Origin of the sequence: Euzebyella marina (assembly GCF_003687485.1) — a bacterium.
Taxonomy (GTDB): domain Bacteria; phylum Bacteroidota; class Bacteroidia; order Flavobacteriales; family Flavobacteriaceae; genus Euzebyella; species Euzebyella marina.
In genome coordinates this window covers 1,460,714-1,481,905 of record NZ_CP032050.1, presented here as the reverse complement: position 1 = coordinate 1,481,905, position 21,192 = coordinate 1,460,714, and the positions used below count along the sequence as shown (strand labels likewise).

The 21,192-nt window shown below is 46.0% G+C and carries 3 protein-coding genes; 2 read left to right on the top strand and 1 reads right to left on the bottom strand.

The annotated features are described in order from the left end of the window. Window positions 1-19 precede the first annotated feature (19 nt). Together D1013_RS06035 and D1013_RS06030 are read left to right on the top strand one after the other, a co-directional pair. Window positions 20-3,616, top strand: a complete 3,597-nt coding sequence (locus tag D1013_RS06035; protein WP_121848013.1) for a beta strand repeat-containing protein — start codon at window positions 20-22, stop codon at window positions 3,614-3,616. 11 nt (window positions 3,617-3,627) lie between these two features. Beyond that, window positions 3,628-4,776, top strand: coding sequence for a T9SS type B sorting domain-containing protein (locus D1013_RS06030; protein WP_121848012.1), 1,149 nt, complete (start codon window positions 3,628-3,630; stop codon window positions 4,774-4,776). 297 nt (window positions 4,777-5,073) lie between these two features. Here the strand turns inward: D1013_RS06030 and D1013_RS06025 are convergent, their stop codons facing one another. Further along, window positions 5,074-21,159, bottom strand: a complete 16,086-nt coding sequence (locus tag D1013_RS06025) for a VCBS domain-containing protein (RefSeq protein WP_121848011.1) — start codon at window positions 21,157-21,159, stop codon at window positions 5,074-5,076. Window positions 21,160-21,192 lie beyond the last annotated feature (33 nt).

Sequence of the window (21,192 nt, the reverse complement as noted above, 5' to 3'; positions counted from 1 at the left end):
TACCTTAAATCTTGATCATATGCTGAATCGTATTGCATTACCTATTCTCTTCATCGGTCTGTTAATGACCACCGCCGTTACGGCACAGGTTAAAATAGGCGATGATCCCCAAACAATCGACGCCAACTCTTTGTTAGAGCTACAGAGTAATGATAAAGTTTTGGTCATTACCCGAGTAGATTCGTTGCAAATGACCAATATTGTACCTAATAGAGGTGCCTTGGTTTATAACACTACCGCCAATTGTGTCTATTACTATAATGGTACCCAATGGGTGAATCTTTGCGATGGTAGTAGTGGCAATCTTACTGCTGACCCCCTAGTCAATGACATCAGCACCATTGTCATTACCCAAACAGAAAACGGAAGCAATTTTGAGATTGCCCCCAATAGTATCAATAGTGAGCAAATTGTAAATGGAGGTATTAATGGTGTTGATATTCAAGATGGATCGATAGGGCAGGGAAAACTTCAAAACAATTCGGTAACTCAAGACAAACTTTCTGAAAACTCGGTAGGTGCCTTTGCTTTGGATAACGATAATATCAATTTGTCAGATTTCACCAATGATGAAGGTTTTATTACCAACGCCGATATTATTAGTGGCGATGCAGGTAATGTGATACAAGCCGGTTCTGACAATGGTGCATTTTACGACGATTCTTTATTACAGGCCGAGATAGATGCCAATACCGCAGCCAATACGGCTGATACGGATCAAAGCCCTACCAACGAATTACAAAACCTATCCATTTCTGGAGACCAACTGAGCATTACGAACGGTAATACGATAACTATACCTACTTCAAATGGTTCCGACACTCGAATAATTGGAGGTACCAATACTCAAGTTGCCGGAAATGGCACCATCGCTACCCCATACCAGATAAATGTGACCGGAGTAGATACCGATACTACCAACGAAATTCAAGATATAACTTTCAACACTACTACCAACGTACTGACCATCAGCAATAATCTCACCACAGGCGGGCAAGTAGATTTAAGTTCTTTGGCTGGTGGTGGAGGCTCCACAGAGGTTGTCGACGGAATTACTTTAACGGGAATCGGAACTGGTGCAGACCCTTTCAAAATTGAACCATCAACGACGACAGGTCAGTTTTTAAGTACCGACGGAAGCGGTAATGTGGTATGGGCCAACGTACCGGCTACAGGGGCAACACCTGCTTTAAGCCAAGTACTCACAACAAATAACAGTGCCGGAAATTTACAGATTAAAGATTTACAAGACCCTACGGTTAATCAAGATGCCGCTACTAAAGCATATGTTGATGCTACGGTTGCGTCAGGCGGAGCACTTACTGATGGTAGTATTCTCATTGGCGGTACGGGAGACGTTGCACAACAACTCACGATTAGTGGCGATGCCGCTATGGATAATGCCGGAGTGCTTACCATCCAAAATGATTCTATCACATCCTTAAAAATTAAAGATGGTACCATTGCTCTTGAGGACTTTAGTAATATGGGGGCGGATACAGACGGCCAAATCATGAGATGGAGTGAAACCAATGGCCAATGGGAAATAGCTTCTGCAGCAAGCCATACCGGCCAATCAAAATCGCTATTCTTTGCTGATGTTAATGGTGACCCTGCTCAGGCATTTCATCCTACTAATGGCAACCCGAGCCTTATCTGGGATTATGATGCCCGTGTGGTAAGTGGTAGGGCCTATGGAGCTCTAGGTATTGGTTTAGACGGCCAAGCGATTAACAACAATACCAAAGTACACATAATTGATAACGTAGGAGGTAACACATCATTTCCTCTAGAAATACAAAATAGGCAAGAGTCTGCCGGCTCAGCAGTAGGCATTCTATTTGCCAATGATAGATTTAATGATGGCAAAGGGGCTATCATATTTCAAAGAACCGGCAATTTTGGAGTTGGTGATTTTCATTTTGTACTGAACCAAAATAATACTGGTAGAGAAGCTCCACAATTAACTTCTGATAAGGCGTTTACAATCAAGAACAATGGGGATATTCAACTATACGGCAACCTGATTGCTAGAAATGGAGCAGGAAGCGACGGACAAGTTTTAACCACCAATGCTGCAGGTGAAACTGTTTGGGGTGCAGGGGGGGTAACCAATTCAACTTTTGCGGTGACTGATACAGATTCTGATGGTACTGACGACTCTTTAACACTAACTGATTCAGATGGCACATCACTATCAGTTGCACTTTCATCTATCAACAGCGGAAGCGACACCACTAATGCCAGCCTTACAGTATCCGACACCGATGCGGATGGCGACGACGATACCCTCACCCTGACAGATTCGGCAGGAGGTACCGTGACCATTGCTTTGGCTGATATCAACAGCGGAAGCGACACCACCAATGCCAGCCTTACAGTATCCGACACCGACGCCGATGGCGACGATGATACCCTCACCCTGACAGATTCGGCAGGAGGTACCGTGACCATAGCTCTGGCTGATATCAACAGCGGAAACGACACCACCAATGCCAGCCTTACAGTATCCGACACCGACGCCGATGGCGACGATGATACCCTGACCCTAACCGATTCGGCAGGGGGTACCGTGACCATAGCTCTGGCTGATATCAACAGCGGAAGCGACACCACCAATGCCAGCCTTACAGTATCCGACACCGACGCCGATGGCGACGATGATACCCTGACCCTAACCGATTCGGCAGGGGGTACCGTGACCATAGCTCTGGCTGATATCAACAGCGGAAGCGACACCACCAATGCCAGCCTTACAGTATCCGACACCGATGCGGATGGCGACGATGATACCCTGACCCTAACCGATTCGGCAGGGGGTACCGTGACCATTGCTTTGGCTGATATTAATAATGTAAGTCCCCAAAATATAGGGAACTCCAATTTAACTTTAGAGGCAAATAGAACTTTGGACCTGGATGGATTTGACTTATCTTTTGATACTGGAGGAGGTAATATTGGTATAGGCGGGCTCCCGGGTGCACCACAAAGTCAATTGGATGTTAATGGTTCTATTAGAACTAGAAATGGTTTTTTAGCGCCCCCTAGCACAATTGCAGGAGGACCCAGCAACCCGTCATATGGCTTTTATACTGAATCTGGAATTGGCATGTTTAGAGCAGGTGTTACACAATTAGCCTTTGCCACAGGTGGAATTGAGGTAATTCGTATTGATGATTTACAAAATGTAGGTATTGGAACCGATTCTCCAGTCGAAAAACTCCATGTTGCCGGAAATATTCGTGCCGACGGTAATTTTATTTCCAATAATACCACTATCCAAGTTCCAGACTATGTATTTCAAAAATATTACTTAGGAACCTCTGAACTTAAAGAAAGTTACCATTTTTCAAATCTAGAAGAAGTTGAAGCTTTTATTAAAAAGAATCATCATTTACCTGGTGTGACCTCTGCTGTGCAGGCCGAAGAAAATGGACATTGGAATTTAAGTGCTTCTAACCTTCAAAACCTCGAAAAAATAGAAGAACTGTTTTTACATACCATTGCTCAAGAAAAAGAAATCAATAGACTAAAAGCTGAAAAAGAAGCCTTGGCAAATGAAGTTCAGGCCATGAAAAAAGACTTGGAAGAAATCAAGTCACTTCTTCAGAAATAGAAAGCACTTTTATGAGAAATAAATTTTACATACCGCTTCTATTTCTAGGTGTTTCCCTACAGGCCCAAACAGCCCTATACAACACGGGCAACCTACGCATTCATGAAGGGGGCGAAATAGGTTTTCATACCGACTTGATCAACGACGGTATTTTTGATGAAAACAGCGGCTTGGCAGGTTTTTATGGCAATGCTGACCGCAATATTAGTGGTAGCCTACCCCCTACCTTTTTCGATGTTGAGTTTATGACCCAAAGCGGCACTTTTTTAAATACTCCGGTCAATGTTGACAATATTGCCAATTTTATTACCGGCGATGTGATTACCATTCCGGCCCAGCCCGGTATCACGCTTAACTTCTTAGAGCTCGCCCTACCTTCGGGCGAAAGTAATATTAGTAAGGTAGACGGGTACGCAAGTGTATGGCAACAGCAAGAATTTTATTTCCCCGTGGGGGATTCCGAACAATTGAGACCGCTAATCCTAAATTCTGAAGCGGTAAACAATTTGGCCAAAGCGGCCTATTTTTTTGAAGACCCGAACACCCCGAGCGAATTTCAAAGTTTTAATACCAATACACGCGCCAGCGGCATTGATGCCATAAGCACTATTGAGTTTTGGAGGCTTGAAGGCTCGGTTCTCTCATCGGTACAGCTTTCTTGGAACGATAGAAGTGAAATCGGTAGCCTAAGCGACGATGTCGAGGAAATTGTTATGGTCGGATGGAGCAAAATTACCAATCAATGGGAAATGCTCGGCGGACCTGCTTCTGTTGGTGATTTGGTTAATGGGGTGGCTATTTCGGGTTCGTTCGTTCCCGATGATTATGAAGTGTTGACTTTCGGTGCATTTGGCGAACCCCGTGATTTTCTTGACTTGGAAAATTACTTTGTATCACCCAATGGCGATGGAATCAATGATTTTCTTGAAATTCCTGAATTGGCCTTATCGCCCAATAACCATATGATGATTTTTGATCGTCAGGGAAGCAAGGTTTTTGACCAGACCAATTACACTAATGAATTCAATGGTTTCTCTAACCAGAACAATTTTGTGCTCAATAGAGACAGTGGCCTACCTTCAGGTGTTTACTTTTATATTGTTTCGTTGGATGATTTGAACCTAGAATTCCAAGGTTTTCTCTACCTGGCCAACGATTAAATCATTTTTCATTTTCAGCTGATAACATAACCTACCACGACGATAACAGCTCCCCAGCCCCAACTTTCTATCGGATTTATCGCCATGGTTTGTTATGCTCTACATTCTCCTTTTCAAAAACTTTTATTTATCATTTTGAGTTAATCACATAACTCGCCACGGCGATGACAGCTCCCCAGCCCCGACTTTCGCCGGATTCACCACCATGGTTTGTTATGCTTTACATTCTCTTTTTCAAAACTTTTGTACGTCTTTCCCTCTTAGGGAAATCATCTCTCTTACCGGAGACCTCAAGAATTATCTATTGATATAGAGGTATCCGTTAAGAGTTCTTTGTTCGTTGTTATTCACATAATTAATGATGTAGAAGTATACGCCTACTGGCAATTCTTCTTTCTGTCTGATGGTCACCCTTCCGTTCGATATTCCGGTAAAGGCATTATCTGCATTGTTATAACCATCTGTCGAGAATACTTTCACACCCCATCTATTGTAAACTTCCACCGTATTGACAGGGAAACTTTCAATGTTGTTGATGATAAATCTTCCATCATTAATTTCAGGCGATACCAAATCAGTTTCCACATTAATATCACATGGAGTACCTTGTGGTGGAGTACCTCCTAGCGAGCTACATGGGTCTAATGGATCTGTACCATCAATTACTTCTTGGCCATCCATAATACCATCCTCATCGGTATCTGCTTTTGATGCATCGGTACCTCTAGCTTCTTCTTCCGCAAGGGTTAATCCATCATCATCACAATCAGATTCTGTAGTCGGTATTCCTCCAATTGAATCACAATCATCCAATGGGTCGGTACCATCGGTATTCACTTCCTGTCCGTCGTTGACACCATCATTATCAGTATCTGCTATATCAGGATTCGTACCAATTAGGGCTTCTTCAGCAGTCGTCAGTCCGTCTCCGTCACAATCACTATCAGCCAATGGTGTACCTCCGTTGCTGTCACAATCGTTTAATGGATCTGTATTATCTACATTTACCTCTTGACCATCGTTGATACTGTCTCCATCCGTATCAGGATTGTTCGGATTGGTGCCCAGTATAGCTTCTTCGCTACTGGTTAGACCATCATTATCTGGATCGGTACCACAAGTACTACCTGTACCATCAGGATCACAACTATCCAAAGGATTACTGATGCTGGTCGGTATAAGCGCAGTGCTTGGATCATCTACATTATTGACTTCCTCTCCATCTGTCAGGCCGTCACCATCGGTGTCCGCATTGTTCGGGTCCGTTCCGTTGGTGGTCTCCTCCGCCGTGGTCAGCCCGTCGCCGTCGCAGTCGTCAGTCGATAATGGGGTTCCGCCTACGGAATCACAGCTATCGAGTGGGTCCGTTCCATCGGTGTTCACTTCCTGACCGTCGTTGATGCCGTCGCCATCGGTGTCCGCATTGTTCGGGTCCGTTCCGTTGGTGGTCTCCTCCGCCGTGGTCAGCCCGTCGCCGTCACAGTCGTCGGTAGCCAGTGGCGTGCCGCCTACGGAATCACAGCTGTCCAGTGGGTCCGTACCATCGGTATTTACTTCCTGACCGTCGTTGATGCCGTCACCATCGGTGTCCGCATTGTTCGGGTCCGTTCCGTTGGTGGTCTCCTCGGCCGTGGTCAGCCCGTCGCCGTCGCAGTCGTCGGTCGATAATGGAGTTCCGCCTACGGAATCACAGCTATCGAGTGGGTCCGTACCGTCGGTGTTCACTTCCTGCCCGTCGTTGATGCCGTCACCATCGGTGTCCGCATTGTTAGGGTCGGTACCGTTGGTGGTCTCCTCAGCATTTGTAAGTCCGTCGCCGTCACAGTCGTCGGTAGCCAGTGGCGTGCCGCCTACGGAATCACAGCTATCGAGTGGGTCCGTACCATCGGTGTTCACTTCCTGCCCGTCGTTGATGCCGTCGCCATCGGTGTCCGCATTGTTCGGGTCCGTACCGTTGGTGGTCTCCTCCGCCGTGGTCAGCCCGTCGCCGTCGCAGTCGTCGGTAGCCAGTGGCGTGCCGCCTACGGAATCACAGCTATCGAGTGGGTCCGTACCATCGGTGTTCACTTCCTGCCCGTCGTTGATGCCGTCGCCATCAGTGTCCGTATTGTTCGGGTCGGTACCGTTCGTGGTCTCCTCCGCCGTGGTCAGCCCGTCGCCGTCGCAGTCGTCGGTCGATAATGGGGTTCCGCCGTTGCTATCACAGCTGTCCAGTGGGTCCGTTCCATCGGTGTTCACTTCCTGTCCGTCGTTGATGCCGTCACCATCGGTGTCCGCATTGTTCGGGTCCGTACCATTGGTGGTCTCCTCCGCCGTGGTCAGCCCGTCGCCGTCACAGTCGTCGGTAGCCAGTGGCGTGCCGCCTACGGAATCACAGCTATCGAGTGGGTCCGTTCCATCGGTATTCACTTCCTGACCGTCGTTGATGCCGTCACCATCGGTGTCCGCATTGTTCGGGTCCGTTCCGTTGGTCGTCTCCTCCGCCGTGGTCAGCCCGTCGCCGTCACAGTCGTCGGTCGATAATGGGGTTCCGCCGTTGCTATCGCAGCTATCGAGTGGGTCCGTACCATCGGTGTTCACTTCCTGTCCGTCGTTGATGCCGTCGCCATCGGTGTCCGCATTGTTCGGGTCGGTGCCGTTGGTCGTCTCATCCGCAGTGGTCAGCCCGTCGCCGTCGCAGTCGTCGGTCGATAATGGGGTTCCGCCGTTGCTATCACAGCTGTCCAGTGGGTCCGTTCCATCGGTGTTCACTTCCTGTCCGTCGTTGATGCCGTCACCATCGGTGTCCGCATTGTTCGGGTCGGTGCCGTTCGTGGTCTCCTCCGCCGTGGTCAGCCCGTCGCCGTCACAGTCGTCGGTAGCCAGTGGCGTGCCGCCTACGGAATCACAGCTATCGAGTGGGTCCGTACCATCGGTGTTCACTTCCTGTCCGTCGCTGATGCCGTCACCATCGGTGTCCGCATTGTTCGGGTCCGTTCCGTTGGTGGTCTCCTCCGCCGTGGTCAGCCCGTCGCCGTCGCAGTCGTCAGTCGATAATGGGGTTCCGCCTACGGAATCACAGCTATCGAGTGGGTCCGTTCCATCGGTGTTCACTTCCTGACCGTCGTTGATGCCGTCGCCATCGGTGTCCGCATTGTTCGGGTCCGTTCCGTTGGTGGTCTCCTCCGCCGTGGTCAGCCCGTCGCCGTCACAGTCGTCGGTAGCCAGTGGCGTGCCGCCTACGGAATCACAGCTGTCCAGTGGGTCCGTACCATCGGTATTTACTTCCTGACCGTCGTTGATGCCGTCACCATCGGTGTCCGCATTGTTCGGGTCCGTTCCGTTGGTGGTCTCCTCGGCCGTGGTCAGCCCGTCGCCGTCGCAGTCGTCGGTAGCCAATGGCGTGCCGCCTACGGAATCACAGCTATCGAGTGGGTCCGTTCCATCGGTATTCACTTCCTGACCGTCGTTGATGCCGTCACCATCGGTGTCCGCATTGTTCGGGTCGGTGCCGTTGGTCGTCTCCTCCGCCGTGGTCAGCCCGTCGCCGTCGCAGTCGTCGGTAGCCAATGGCGTGCCGCCTACGGAATCACAGCTATCGAGTGGGTCCGTTCCATCGGTATTCACTTCCTGACCGTCGTTGATGCCGTCACCATCGGTGTCCGCATTGTTCGGGTCCGTTCCGTTGGTCGTCTCCTCGGCAGTGGTCAGCCCGTCGCCGTCACAGTCGTCGGTCGATAATGGGGTTCCGCCTACGGAATCACAGCTATCGAGTGGGTCCGTTCCATCGGTATTCACTTCCTGACCGTCGTTGATGCCGTCACCATCGGTGTCCGCATTGTTCGGGTCCGTTCCGTTGGTCGTCTCCTCCGCCGTGGTCAGCCCGTCGCCGTCACAGTCGTCGGTCGATAATGGGGTTCCGCCGTTGCTATCGCAGCTATCGAGTGGGTCCGTACCATCGGTGTTCACTTCCTGTCCGTCGTTGATGCCGTCGCCATCGGTGTCCGCATTGTTCGGGTCGGTGCCGTTGGTCGTCTCATCCGCAGTGGTCAGCCCGTCGCCGTCGCAGTCGTCGGTCGATAATGGGGTTCCGCCGTTGCTATCACAGCTGTCCAGTGGGTCCGTTCCATCGGTGTTCACTTCCTGTCCGTCGTTGATGCCGTCACCATCGGTGTCCGCATTGTTCGGGTCGGTACCGTTCGTGGTCTCCTCCGCCGTGGTCAGCCCGTCGCCGTCGCAGTCGTCGGTCGATAATGGGGTTCCGCCGTTGCTATCACAGCTGTCCAGTGGGTCCGTTCCATCGGTGTTCACTTCCTGTCCGTCGTTGATGCCGTCACCATCGGTGTCCGCATTGTTCGGGTCCGTACCATTGGTGGTCTCCTCCGCCGTGGTCAGCCCGTCGCCGTCACAGTCGTCGGTAGCCAGTGGCGTGCCGCCTACGGAATCACAGCTATCGAGTGGGTCCGTTCCATCGGTATTCACTTCCTGACCGTCGTTGATGCCGTCACCATCGGTGTCCGCATTGTTCGGGTCCGTTCCGTTGGTCGTCTCCTCCGCCGTGGTCAGCCCGTCGCCGTCACAGTCGTCGGTCGATAATGGGGTTCCGCCGTTGCTATCGCAGCTATCGAGTGGGTCCGTACCATCGGTGTTCACTTCCTGTCCGTCGTTGATGCCGTCGCCATCGGTGTCCGCATTGTTCGGGTCGGTGCCGTTGGTCGTCTCATCCGCAGTGGTCAGCCCGTCGCCGTCGCAGTCGTCGGTCGATAATGGGGTTCCGCCGTTGCTATCACAGCTGTCCAGTGGGTCCGTTCCATCGGTGTTCACTTCCTGTCCGTCGTTGATGCCGTCACCATCGGTGTCCGCATTGTTCGGGTCGGTGCCGTTGGTCGTCTCCTCCGCAGTGGTCAGCCCGTCGCCGTCACAGTCGTCGGTAGCCAGTGGCGTTCCGCCGTTGCTATCACAGCTATCGAGTGGGTCCGTACCGTCGGTGTTCACTTCCTGCCCGTCGTTGATGCCGTCACCATCGGTGTCCGCATTGTTAGGGTCGGTACCGTTGGTGGTCTCCTCAGCATTTGTAAGTCCGTCGCCGTCACAGTCATTTGTTGGCTCACTCAAACAATCGTCAACTACAATAGTTACATTACCCGTATCGCAATTGGAAGCATTTAAAGTTTCGCATATTTGATAAATGACCGTATAGGTGCCAGGTGTAGAATTAGCCGGAACGTTAATTATACCATCACTATCAATGGTTACACCTGTCAAACCTCCATCTGAATTAATAGAATGCGTGAGGTCTGCATCGTTCACGGCTACTCCGTTCAAGGTGTCATTAGCGGTGGCATCTCCTGCATCTCCACCTAAAATTTCATTAATAGTAACTCCAGAAAAATCGTCGTCGTTGGCCACGATAGCCGGAGCATTGACAACTACAACTGCAGTTGCCGTATCGCAGTTGGAAGTATTCAACTTTTCACATATCTGATAGACCACGTTGTAGGTTCCTGCGGCAGTACCTGCCGGAACGCTTAACGTACCATCTGCAGCAATAGTTACTCCCGCCAATCCATCATTATCAGTAACCGTAATATCTATCTCAGTATCGTTTACCGCTGCACCATTTAGGGTGTCATTACTTGTGACATCGCCTGCGCTTCCTCCAGTGAATCCATTCACTGCCGATAAATCTGCCGGAGTGGCATCATCATTCGCTACAATAGCTGGAGCATCTACAATTACAACAGCAGTTGCCGTATCGCAGTTGGAAGTATTCAACTTTTCGCATATCTGATAGACTACGTTGTAGGTTCCGGCAGCAGTACCAGCAGGAACGCTTAACGTACCATCGGTAGCAATGCTTACACCTGTTAAGCCATCATCATCAAATATGGTAATATTTATATCCGCGTCATTTACAGCAGTTCCATTCAGGGTATCATTTGCCGTAACATCGCCTGCGTTACCACCCACATAACCATTAACACTGCTTAGGTCTGCGGGCGTTGCATCATCATTGGCAGCTATGACCGAGGCATTTACCGTAATGGTCGCTGCGGCCGTATCGCAATTGGTAGGATAGGCTTTTTCGCATATTTGATACACTACATTGTAGGTTCCGGCTGCGGTACCTGCGGGAACTGAAATAATTCCATTAGCATCAATCGATACCCCTGTAATACCTCCATCATTCGTAATGGTAATATTCAAATCGTTATCGTCTACCGCCACTCCATTCAGGGTGTCGTTGCCAGTTGCGTCACCTGCGTTACCTCCTGCAAATCCGTTAACACCCGTAAAACTGTCCGCCACTGCATCGATTACCGCGGCCGAAGCATCTCTATAATCAACCTCAGCTGTTGCGTCATTTTGCACATTCGGCAAGGTACTTGGGTCATCAATGGTTCCATTTGGATCCGAATAATCAACCGTTGCATCGGTATTGTCATCTAAACCATCACCATCGGCATCATTATTTGCCAAAGTCAAGCCAGCCTCAACCGTATCATCGGCGCCTTCATTATCACTGTTCAAGTCAAGGTAGTCAGGATTGTCGGTACCGTCAGTATTCTCAGGATCAATACCTCCAAGATAGGCTGAATTCACCCCTTTATTGGTAGTATATGTAGCCGCGTCATCTGCATTTGGAGTCACATATCCCAAGGTTGTCTGCGCCTCTACATTATCTGGTAAGCCATCTCCATCACTATCCAAATCAAGGTAATCAGGAATTCCATCAGCTACGGTTTCAGAGTCGGACACCGTGTAATTGACCGTACCGCTGTTACCTTGACCTGCTGCTTGAACAGAGTTTGGAATACCATCTTGGCCGACCGCAGCGGTTAAAGCGCCATTTGTATGTGCTTGATCATGCCCCGCTTCTACAACGTCATAAATACCATCATTATCACCATCTAAATCAAAATGGTTAGGCACACCATCGCCATCGGTATCAAAAATATCGACAATTCCGTCTCCATTGGCGTCAGCACCAAAATCGAGATCTCTATAGTTTACAGTGCCATCTCCATCGTTATCAGCACTCGGGTCTATACCTCCCGAATTTTCTGCAGAATCTAAAATACCATCATTATCATCGTCTAAATCGGCAACATCTGAAATACCATCGCCATCATAATCATCAAAACCAATTTCTCGATAATCAACTTCGGCAGTTGAAACTATGTCATTATTCGGCAAATCTGAAGCACCATTATTCTGATCGTCATTCACATCAAAAGTTCCACCAGTGGTATCAACATCATCATAATCATCTAAAAGACCATCACCGTCAGCATCGTTATTGGTGGCGGCAGCTGCAAAACCAGCTTCCAATGTATCCGATTTAGAATCATTGTCAGAATCAAGATCTAAATAATCATTTATACCATCAGAATCTGTATCGACCACCATGAGACCCTCATCACCACTGCCTTCATAGGCATCTAAAAGACCATCACTATCACCATCAGATGTTCCTGGGGCTATGTAAGATGTTGTTGCTTGAGCTTCTACGTTATCAGGAATACCATCGTTGTCAGAATCAATATCCAATTCATCTGATATACCATCATTATCACTATCAATACCATCATTGACAGTAAATACTGGCGCCGTACCAGGTCCGGATTGATTTCCATTCGAACCTGTATTACTTGCCGTGTTATTTGGGTCGAACAAACCATTGATACTACATACATCTAGCTTCAATGAGCCTAAATGGGTATTTGAAATAAGGTTCAATGCATTGGAGACAAATGACAATGTTAAATCATCTGTATTGTAATAATTGAAATAAACTGCCAGCCTCGCGCCAGGGTCAACACCTGACCACGTTTCATCAGGACCTAAGAATGTTGTCTTACCAGTCGCCAAATTATTAGTTGTGGTAATCAAAGTATTACTGTCAACCGCATAAAGACCTGGTTGGTTAAGTACCACACTTTCTTCAAAGTTTGCACCATCAATATCGGCAATAGTTCCTCCTATTCTATTCACATTATACTTGGTCAAAGTACCTGTAAGTACAAATTGAATATTGAATTCCATTTGAAATTCTTCGTTCAAAGCAATTGGGTTGCCGCCATACTCCATATTCCATATATCATCACCAGGAGTTTTCTCAATATTGAAAGAAGTAATATTTGCCGATCTACCTGTAATAGTTATTATGGCATCTAAAACATTACCATCGACCGTTCCAACATTAGAAAAACGGTACTGATCCCCAATAGAACCATCATTTGTACCACCAACATCTGTTGGTGTTCCTGTAAACACGAATGAAGGTCCGTTACAAGGGTCTCCCAAGTTTGAAGTAGGTTCGAACCCTAAAGATTCAACAGAATCGAGTATACCATCATTGTCATCATCCTTATCAATTTGATTATCGATAGTATCACCATCTGTATCAATTGGAGTGTACGGCACATTGGCATCTCTAAAATCAACTTCACCAGTTGCCGGATCTTGGTCGTTAGGTAAGTTGGTCACATCTTGACCGTTGTTTGTCGCCCCATTGACATCTTCCAAGCCATCTGGAGCCGAAATACTTAAATCAAAAGCATCATCCAAACCGTCATTATCCGAATCAGTACCTGAAGCCGTTGTGTCTTCAATATTATCACCATCAGTATCGTATGCCTCGATCAAATCGCTCAAGCCATCGTTATCAGAATCAGTATCTCTGTAGTCAGGATTATCAGTTCCGTCAGTATTTTGAGGTTGAGCTATCGAGACACCTGAACCTGCAGAGGTTTCATAATTATCGGCAAGACCATTACCATCACTATCTGCTGAAGGACTTAAATAACCTGAAGTTGATTGCCATTCGATATTATCGACAATACCATCATCATCGCTATCAAAATCAAGATAATCGGCTTGACCATCACTATCTGTGTCTTGCACATTGTATATTGGCGTACCTCCATTATCAAAATCAAAATTGTCATCAATTCCATCTCCATCGGTATCATTATTCGCCAAGAAAATGGCTCCAGAACTTGGTTGGGCCTCTAAAATATCTTTAATTCCATCTCCATCAGAGTCGATATCCAAAAAGTCTTGATTACCTGTACCATCGCTATTCACTGGCGGATTACTTACCCCCGCTCCATCAACGCCACCATCCTCAACGATGTCAGGAATTCCGTTGGCACCAGGAGCACTTTCTGCTGGATCAATTCGACCATTTTTATCTATATCAAAACTACCGTTTCCTGACTCGACCACATCTGGTATTCCATCATTATCACTATCTAAATCTAAATAGTTAGGTATACCATCATTATCGAAATCATCTAAACCTTCATAGGTATCTAAAATACCATCGTTATCATCATCTTCATCTACGTTATCGGCAATTCCATCACCGTCATTGTCCAATCCATAGGTCTTATTGGCAGTGGCCGTACCTGTATTGCCAGCACCATCTGTGCTTGATACAGAGCCATTAATGGTCAAATCAGAATCAGAAACCAATCTATCGCCAGGTACATTAATACTAAATACGCCTGAACCATCAATTGAGCCTGTAAAATTGCTGCCATTAATTGTAAGGGTTACAATGTCGCCCGACAAGAATTCGCCAGTTACAGTACCAGTTATCGGGATAGTTGTACCTGCCTCAGTTGAACTGATTAAATTATCGGCCGTGATATCGTCTATTACCAAAACCAATGCAGGAGGCACCACATCATCAACCGTTACAGTTACGGTTGCTGTGGATGTGTCAATATTGGCATCTGTAATGGTATAATCAAAAGTGTCGGTACCCACGAAGCCATTAGCAGGAGAATAAATAACGGAATCATCGGTCGGATCGTTCGGGGTTCCATTGTTGTTCACTGAAACTACACCGCCGTTTGTTGAACTACCAGATGGCAAAGTAATGGCGCCGTTATTGGCCCCATCGCCCCCGAAGTCATCAGGACCGTTACCGTTATCAGCTAAGACAGCAATATCGTTATTCGTAGTATTTTGATCAACGGATACATTATCATCTTGTGCAGAAGGGGTGTTGTTCGCTCCTACATTTACGGTAGCGGTTGCAATATCGCAATTTGAAGGATTGGCCACCTCACAGATTTGGTAGTCTATTGTATAGGTTCCCGTATTCGTATTGTTTGCAACATCTAATGAGCCATCTGAATTGATGGTCAAAGGACCGTTTGTCACTGGGGTAACCGTAACATCTGTAGGGTTAAGAGCAGCTCCATTGAATTCATCATTGTCTAAAACATTGATAACATCCGTTGCACCGAAAAAGCCTTGTACCGCAGTAATACTTGCAAAATCGTTAAGAGCATCTACATTATTAATTACCGTTAAAGTAGCTTGCGCTTCTTCAGGACAAGGATTATTGGTATGAAATACCAAGACTTTATAAATATTTCCATTATCACCAAAAGTGACATCATTCACCACTAATGTAGCATTCGTCTCTCCTCCTATATTATTAAAACTAATTCCTCCGTCAGTGCTTACTTGCCATTGATAACCTAGACCTGCATCTGCATTGGTATCATAATTTGGTGTACCACTCGTAAAACTTGATGCTGACAAGGCCGATGCACCAACAGTAAATGTAGCATCATTACCAAAAGAAGTCTCTTGATCGGTCGGAGCTGTGTCAATCGATGTTTGCACCGCTGTTCTCTCAGCACCTGTTGAGCCAGTATAGCCGCCTTGACCCGTTACTTGACCGTTCGCATCGACAGATACCGGTGAATTGCCCAAGTACCCATCATTGTCACCATCTGAATGACCAGCCTCAACAGTATCAAAACAACCATCGTTATCGGCATCAAGATCATAGAAATTGGCAAACCCATCGCCATCAGAGTCGTAGCCCGCTTCTATGAGACCATCATCGTCACCGACACTTGGGTTACCGTCATCATCATCTAAATAATAAGGAACTCCATCGCCATCAGAATCTTGCCAAGGTGAAATAGACCCTGGGTTTTCTTCACTATCTAGAATGCCGTCATTATCATTGTCTAAATCGCCTCCAAAAACATAGCCATCTCCATCAAAATCAAAAGGTGAGGTTGTAGCCAAATCACATGAGAATCCATCATTTTGACTACCTATAGGAGAGTTTCCTATATAGGTTACCGAAGGTGCAGTTGCCGTATTATAGTCGTTTACAATGTAGAAACCACCATCATTATAAGTGAAATACATGTTGCCCAAGGCATCAACGAATTGAGCTCCTGCAAAAGTTCCCGTTAGATTTGTTGAACCAGCAACAGCCTCTGTAGCGACAGTAATAGGGTTAGCTGTTAAATCGATAGTATATAAATTACCTCTATTAAAGGCATAGGCCGTCGTGCCGACGATGACTATGTCACCTGGGACGGCATTACCACCTGGAAAAACCGGGTTTAATGGAATGGACTCATATTCCAGAGTATTCAAATCTAACTTGTACATATGCCCGCGGAATGCAGCGCCAGCAGCAAGCCCCCAATAAATACCGCTGGAATCGATATAACCAGAGCGCATTTCAGTTGGAAAAGCTGTAGGTTGAGAACCGTTGAATGCGGTAGGTGTACCATAGATTTCAATGGTGCCGGTAGCATCCATCACATATATATCACCTTGGAACACACCATAGGCATAGTTGTTCAATGTACTATAGCCTATACCATTTATATTATCTGTATTACTACCTATTGGCACAAAACCCTGAGAAATCGGATCATATGAGTTCAACTGACCATTAGCCACAATGTAGAATGAATCATCACAAGGAAAAGCGGTACTGGTTCTAGTATCGCAAGAATCCCCTATATTATCACCATCTGCATCAACAAATGCCGGATTTAACGGATTACATTCATCACATATAATACTTTCTTGTGTATTATCTTGAGAAGTACCTACACCTTGAGATGTTCCTCCAGGCAATCCGTTTCCATCTATCGCAGCAATCAGTCTGTCATTACCATCTATATCTGAATAATCATAGCTTGTAGTACCCTCTAGAGCATCAGGACACCCATCTCCATCTGAATCGGTATCTTGATAATCAGGAATGGTATCGCCATCGGTATCTTGACAGTTGGTCACTCTGGCTTCATCAAAATTCAAGTTTTCATCCATGGCAACTACATAAGAGTAAGTACCAGGAGTAAGAGTAATTGTACGCTCTATAAAGAGCCAAGGTGTGTTTTGCGAGTCGCCAAAAGAGTCGATTGTAAAATCACCTGTACCCGAAACTAAGGAGCCTCCGGTGCCTACACCCGAATAAATGGATATGCTACCTACCCCGGACAGATTGTCACGAGCCGAGAAATAACCACTATAGGTTACTGATGAAGTGGTTGTAATCGTAAATGATTGATAAAAATCATTGGATCCATTTACGATATCTAGATAATGTTGCAAAGTACCGGCACCAGTTGCTGAATTTGCGTCTTCAAATGGCCCACCAGCACCATAGTCAAACCCACCAGCACCATCTACTTGAACCACGTTGGCCTGGTTTCCTGAACCCAAAATCCACGGTGAGATATCAACAGGAAAATTGTTTCCATTATTAAGGCCAGAAATATTCTCAAAACCACCCTGCACCAATAAATTAGTACATTCATCAATATCGATTATACCATCATTATCGTCGTCATCATCGCAATAATCAGCAATTGAATCACCATCGGTGTCAGCGTAATCAGGATGATTAGGAGAACATTCCGAACACTCTGAAGCTTGTTGACCGTTATCATTTGATGTACCTACATCTTGAGAGACCCCTCCTGGAACACCCTGGGCGTCTACGCTAGCAGTTAATCTATAATTGGTATCTAAATCAGGATAGTCATGATTATCACTACCTTCTAAAGCATCAGGGCAGCCATCGTTGTCCGAATCAGAATCCAAATGATTTGGGATACCGTCATTATCAAAATCAACTTCTAACGGAAGACCGCAGAACCCCCCCGCAAAACGTACTCTTTGTTCATTGACAGCCCCACCTGTAGACGCCGTGTAACCAAAATAGACATTGTTTTCTCCCGCAAAATAGTCGGTTACCAAATCGCCAGTGAAAACCCCTGCCAAAATATCATCAACATAATATCTTATGGTTTGCGATGATGCATTCCAAATTACATTGACAGAATGCCAAGCACCATCTTCAAGGTTACCAAAATCAACTGCGGTCGTCAACAGGCCCGCACCACTTTGTTGGTCGGTATCCCAAATCATGGTGTGATCGTTAACGATATCCCCTTCGTTCGCGCTATTAAAGTAGGTATCCAACTCTAAAACAATACCGTTTTGGATACCAGCTGCACCCATACCTATGCCATTGGCACCGATGGCTGTAGAACCCGCGGGATCATTGTGGAAAACCATCGCAACCCCATCAGCACCACCATCGTTATTTCCCAAATAGGCTTCGAAAGTGAAATTGAAACTTTTATTGAAATCAATGGTATTAAAAGAGAACGCTTGCCCAGATTGATCGTTTATTGCTTCCGTCAAACGTACTTCAGTTGGCGAAGTTTGAACTCCTGTACCATTAATTGAAAATATGTCACCAAACTCATTATTGGTACTTAGAAAGTTTTCATCGCAATCTAAAATACCATCATTATCATCATCTAAATCTACTATATCACCCACTGAATCCCCATCCGAATCGGTTTGGGTACCATTAAGTGTTATATATAGATTAGCCGTATCAGAATTTACCCCATCAGACAATCTATATTCAAAGGTTTCTGTTAGGGACTGACCATTTAAAAGGTTAGCAACAGCCGGGTTACCGGTATCAGGGATATAGGTATAGCTACCATCAGAAAAAACTGTTATAGAACCATAAGTTCCTACATAGCTGCTACCAATATTTGCCGCACTACCATCAATCTCCGATATTACAATGTTGGGATCGGCACCCTGCCAATATATATCTGAAACACCCGCAATCTGAGTTCCTTGATCTGCATCAGTGGCATTCGGCCCATAATTATAACCTATCACAAGTTGATCGATAGGTTGGTCAAAAAACACATTGACATTTCCGGTAGCGTCACTTTCAATGGCTGTGCCAATACCATAATATGTATTACCACCTGCATCTAGAATCCCCCCAGTTGTTGTTACCTTGAACGATGATTGGGTTCCAGCCAACGAACCCGAAACAGTTACTTGGTCTTGCCAAGAAGTGCCTTGAGAAAAGTCGATATCGGTCAATAGAAAACCTAGGTTGTAAACGGGTTCACTAAAATCAATAATAAGCTCAGTATTACTTGAGGGACTTGAGTTCGCATTAATAGCGTATAGTAAATATCCAAAGTGTCCTCCGTTGGTTCCAGTTTGATAAACTGTTTGATTCTGGTCAGGAATTCCAATACCAGAAGGGTCCGTGGAAGTAAAGTTCAAGGTAACACCGGAAATAGTTCTTGTCTGACCATTTACAGGAGCAGACAGTCCAGCATACACACCTCCCGCAGCACTGAATTCGTTCTCCCAAGTCAATTGTGATACGCCTCTATCAACAAAATCCGCTCCACCAGAATCTACATCAGTAATAAGATTACCCGTGGTATTATTTTCTACAAAAACATCTATTTCGTCAGTATTATCTACTGCTACTGGGTTTTCGTCTACACCATTAATGGTAATTGTAAGTATGCCATAATCAGTAATATCGTTTTGATCCTTTACGGTATAGGAAACAATATCTTGAAGGCTCTCTCCATTTCTTAAACCTGTAACCGCTGAGTTTGTTTCGTCAACATCATAAGAATACGTACCATCCATATTAATGGTGAGGGTACCATACAGCGTTTCGTAGGCCACACCAACTTGATCCTCATAAACGTCTACCTCAGATACCGTTAACCCGGTACCGGAATCAGCACCATCGGTCAATACATTACCCGTTATCGCACCAGGGTTATTAGCTATTATCGAGTTCGAATCATCGACAGCCACAGGACCATTGGAATAAACCCTAATTGTAGTGGTAGCCGAAGCAGTCTGAGAATTGGTATCCGTAACCGTAAAATCAGCAGTTCTTACTCCGTCGGTGGGCGAATTGGTATTATTGCGGTAATACAAACTATTTAATAAATCTATAAAATCATCATTTGGAATCGTACCGCCAGAAAGTTCCGTAAAAGTAAAACTGTTAAAATTTTGTACCATTCTAATGACAGTACCATTGACAGTAAAGTCATGTGTTGCAGATGCTGTTGTAAAATTAAATTGTACAGGGCCGTTTGTAACGTATAAAAATTCTGTACTATCAAGATGACCAGCAAACGATAGTGTAACGCTGTTTATCGTGTTTGTGTCCGAAGTTAACGACGGTACTAGCGAAATTGGAGAAATATTACCCGTGGTCGGTCTGAATTGAACTTCATGATTGACACCTGCGGTAAACTCGTTCAAGTCAATTACCACCCCAGCAGCAGTAGAATTACTTGAAACAGTCCAAGGAGAAAAAGAACTTACTCCATTTACACTAAGAAGATTATTGTTTTGATCAAATGATGCAGCCCCTTGAGCCTGCCATCTATCTGTATTCGTATCATATCTAAATGCAGAAAGTCCGCTTTCTCCTGCAATTGGAGTTTCGGAGTCTGTATAGGAAAAAGTAAGATTGGCGGTACCCGAACCCGATTTATCTAATTGCCAAAACCTATTGACCGAATTGTTGGTTAAATCGTTGCCGTCACTATCAAGCATATTGTTTACCGTTTCAGGCTGCGTTGGTAAAGGAAGCATGTCTAGGCCTACCGGATAAGTGGATACGGTAATCATCCCTAAATCACCAGATGTCCTTTCTATACTTAGTGGAATGGGCACACCTGAATTGCTTCCGAATGGTACATTATAGGTGCCTCCCGTCGCAGAAGTTTGCCACTGAACCTTACTGCCATTCAAGACATCTTCACTGACTATATAACCGCCACTCTCAATTAGTGCCCCAACTACCGAGTTGGTAATCTGTAAAGTGTTTGAATTTAAGTCTAACTTTGAATTGTTTAAATCTAGAACTCCTAGATTCGGCCCTGAAATATGCCCCCCCACAATAGTATTTACCTCTAAGGTTGTCTCATCTACATCTAATATCAAATTGTAAAAAAGTGTAGACGTGGTACCCCCTATCGTTACCGGTGTAGCCGCACTAAAACTTACGGTTCCGTCAGAGTCCGTTGTAAAAATTTGACCTGAAGCATTATTATTGAACCAATTACCGCCGACACTGATTAGCGAGTTGTTCTTAATAGAGGCCTCACCCGAAACGGTCACATGACCGTTATCGATTCTCACAGATGCCCCGTTGGTCACCGACACGGTTGCACCAACAATGCTAAAGCCTTCTTGCGGAAATACAAGGAAGACGTTGAGAAATAAAAGTATTGATAGAAAAGATACAGTTTTCATTTGGGAAGCTTAAAAGTTGAAAAAATCAAAGGG

Coding starts and splice junctions, on each gene's coding strand:
- D1013_RS06030 (WP_121848012.1), top strand. CDS start 3,628: ATGAGAAATAAATTTTACATACCGCTTCTATTTCTAGGTGTTTCCCTA.
- D1013_RS06035 (WP_121848013.1), top strand. CDS start 20: ATGCTGAATCGTATTGCATTACCTATTCTCTTCATCGGTCTGTTAATG.
- D1013_RS06025 (WP_121848011.1), bottom strand. CDS start 21,159: ATGAAAACTGTATCTTTTCTATCAATACTTTTATTTCTCAACGTCTTC.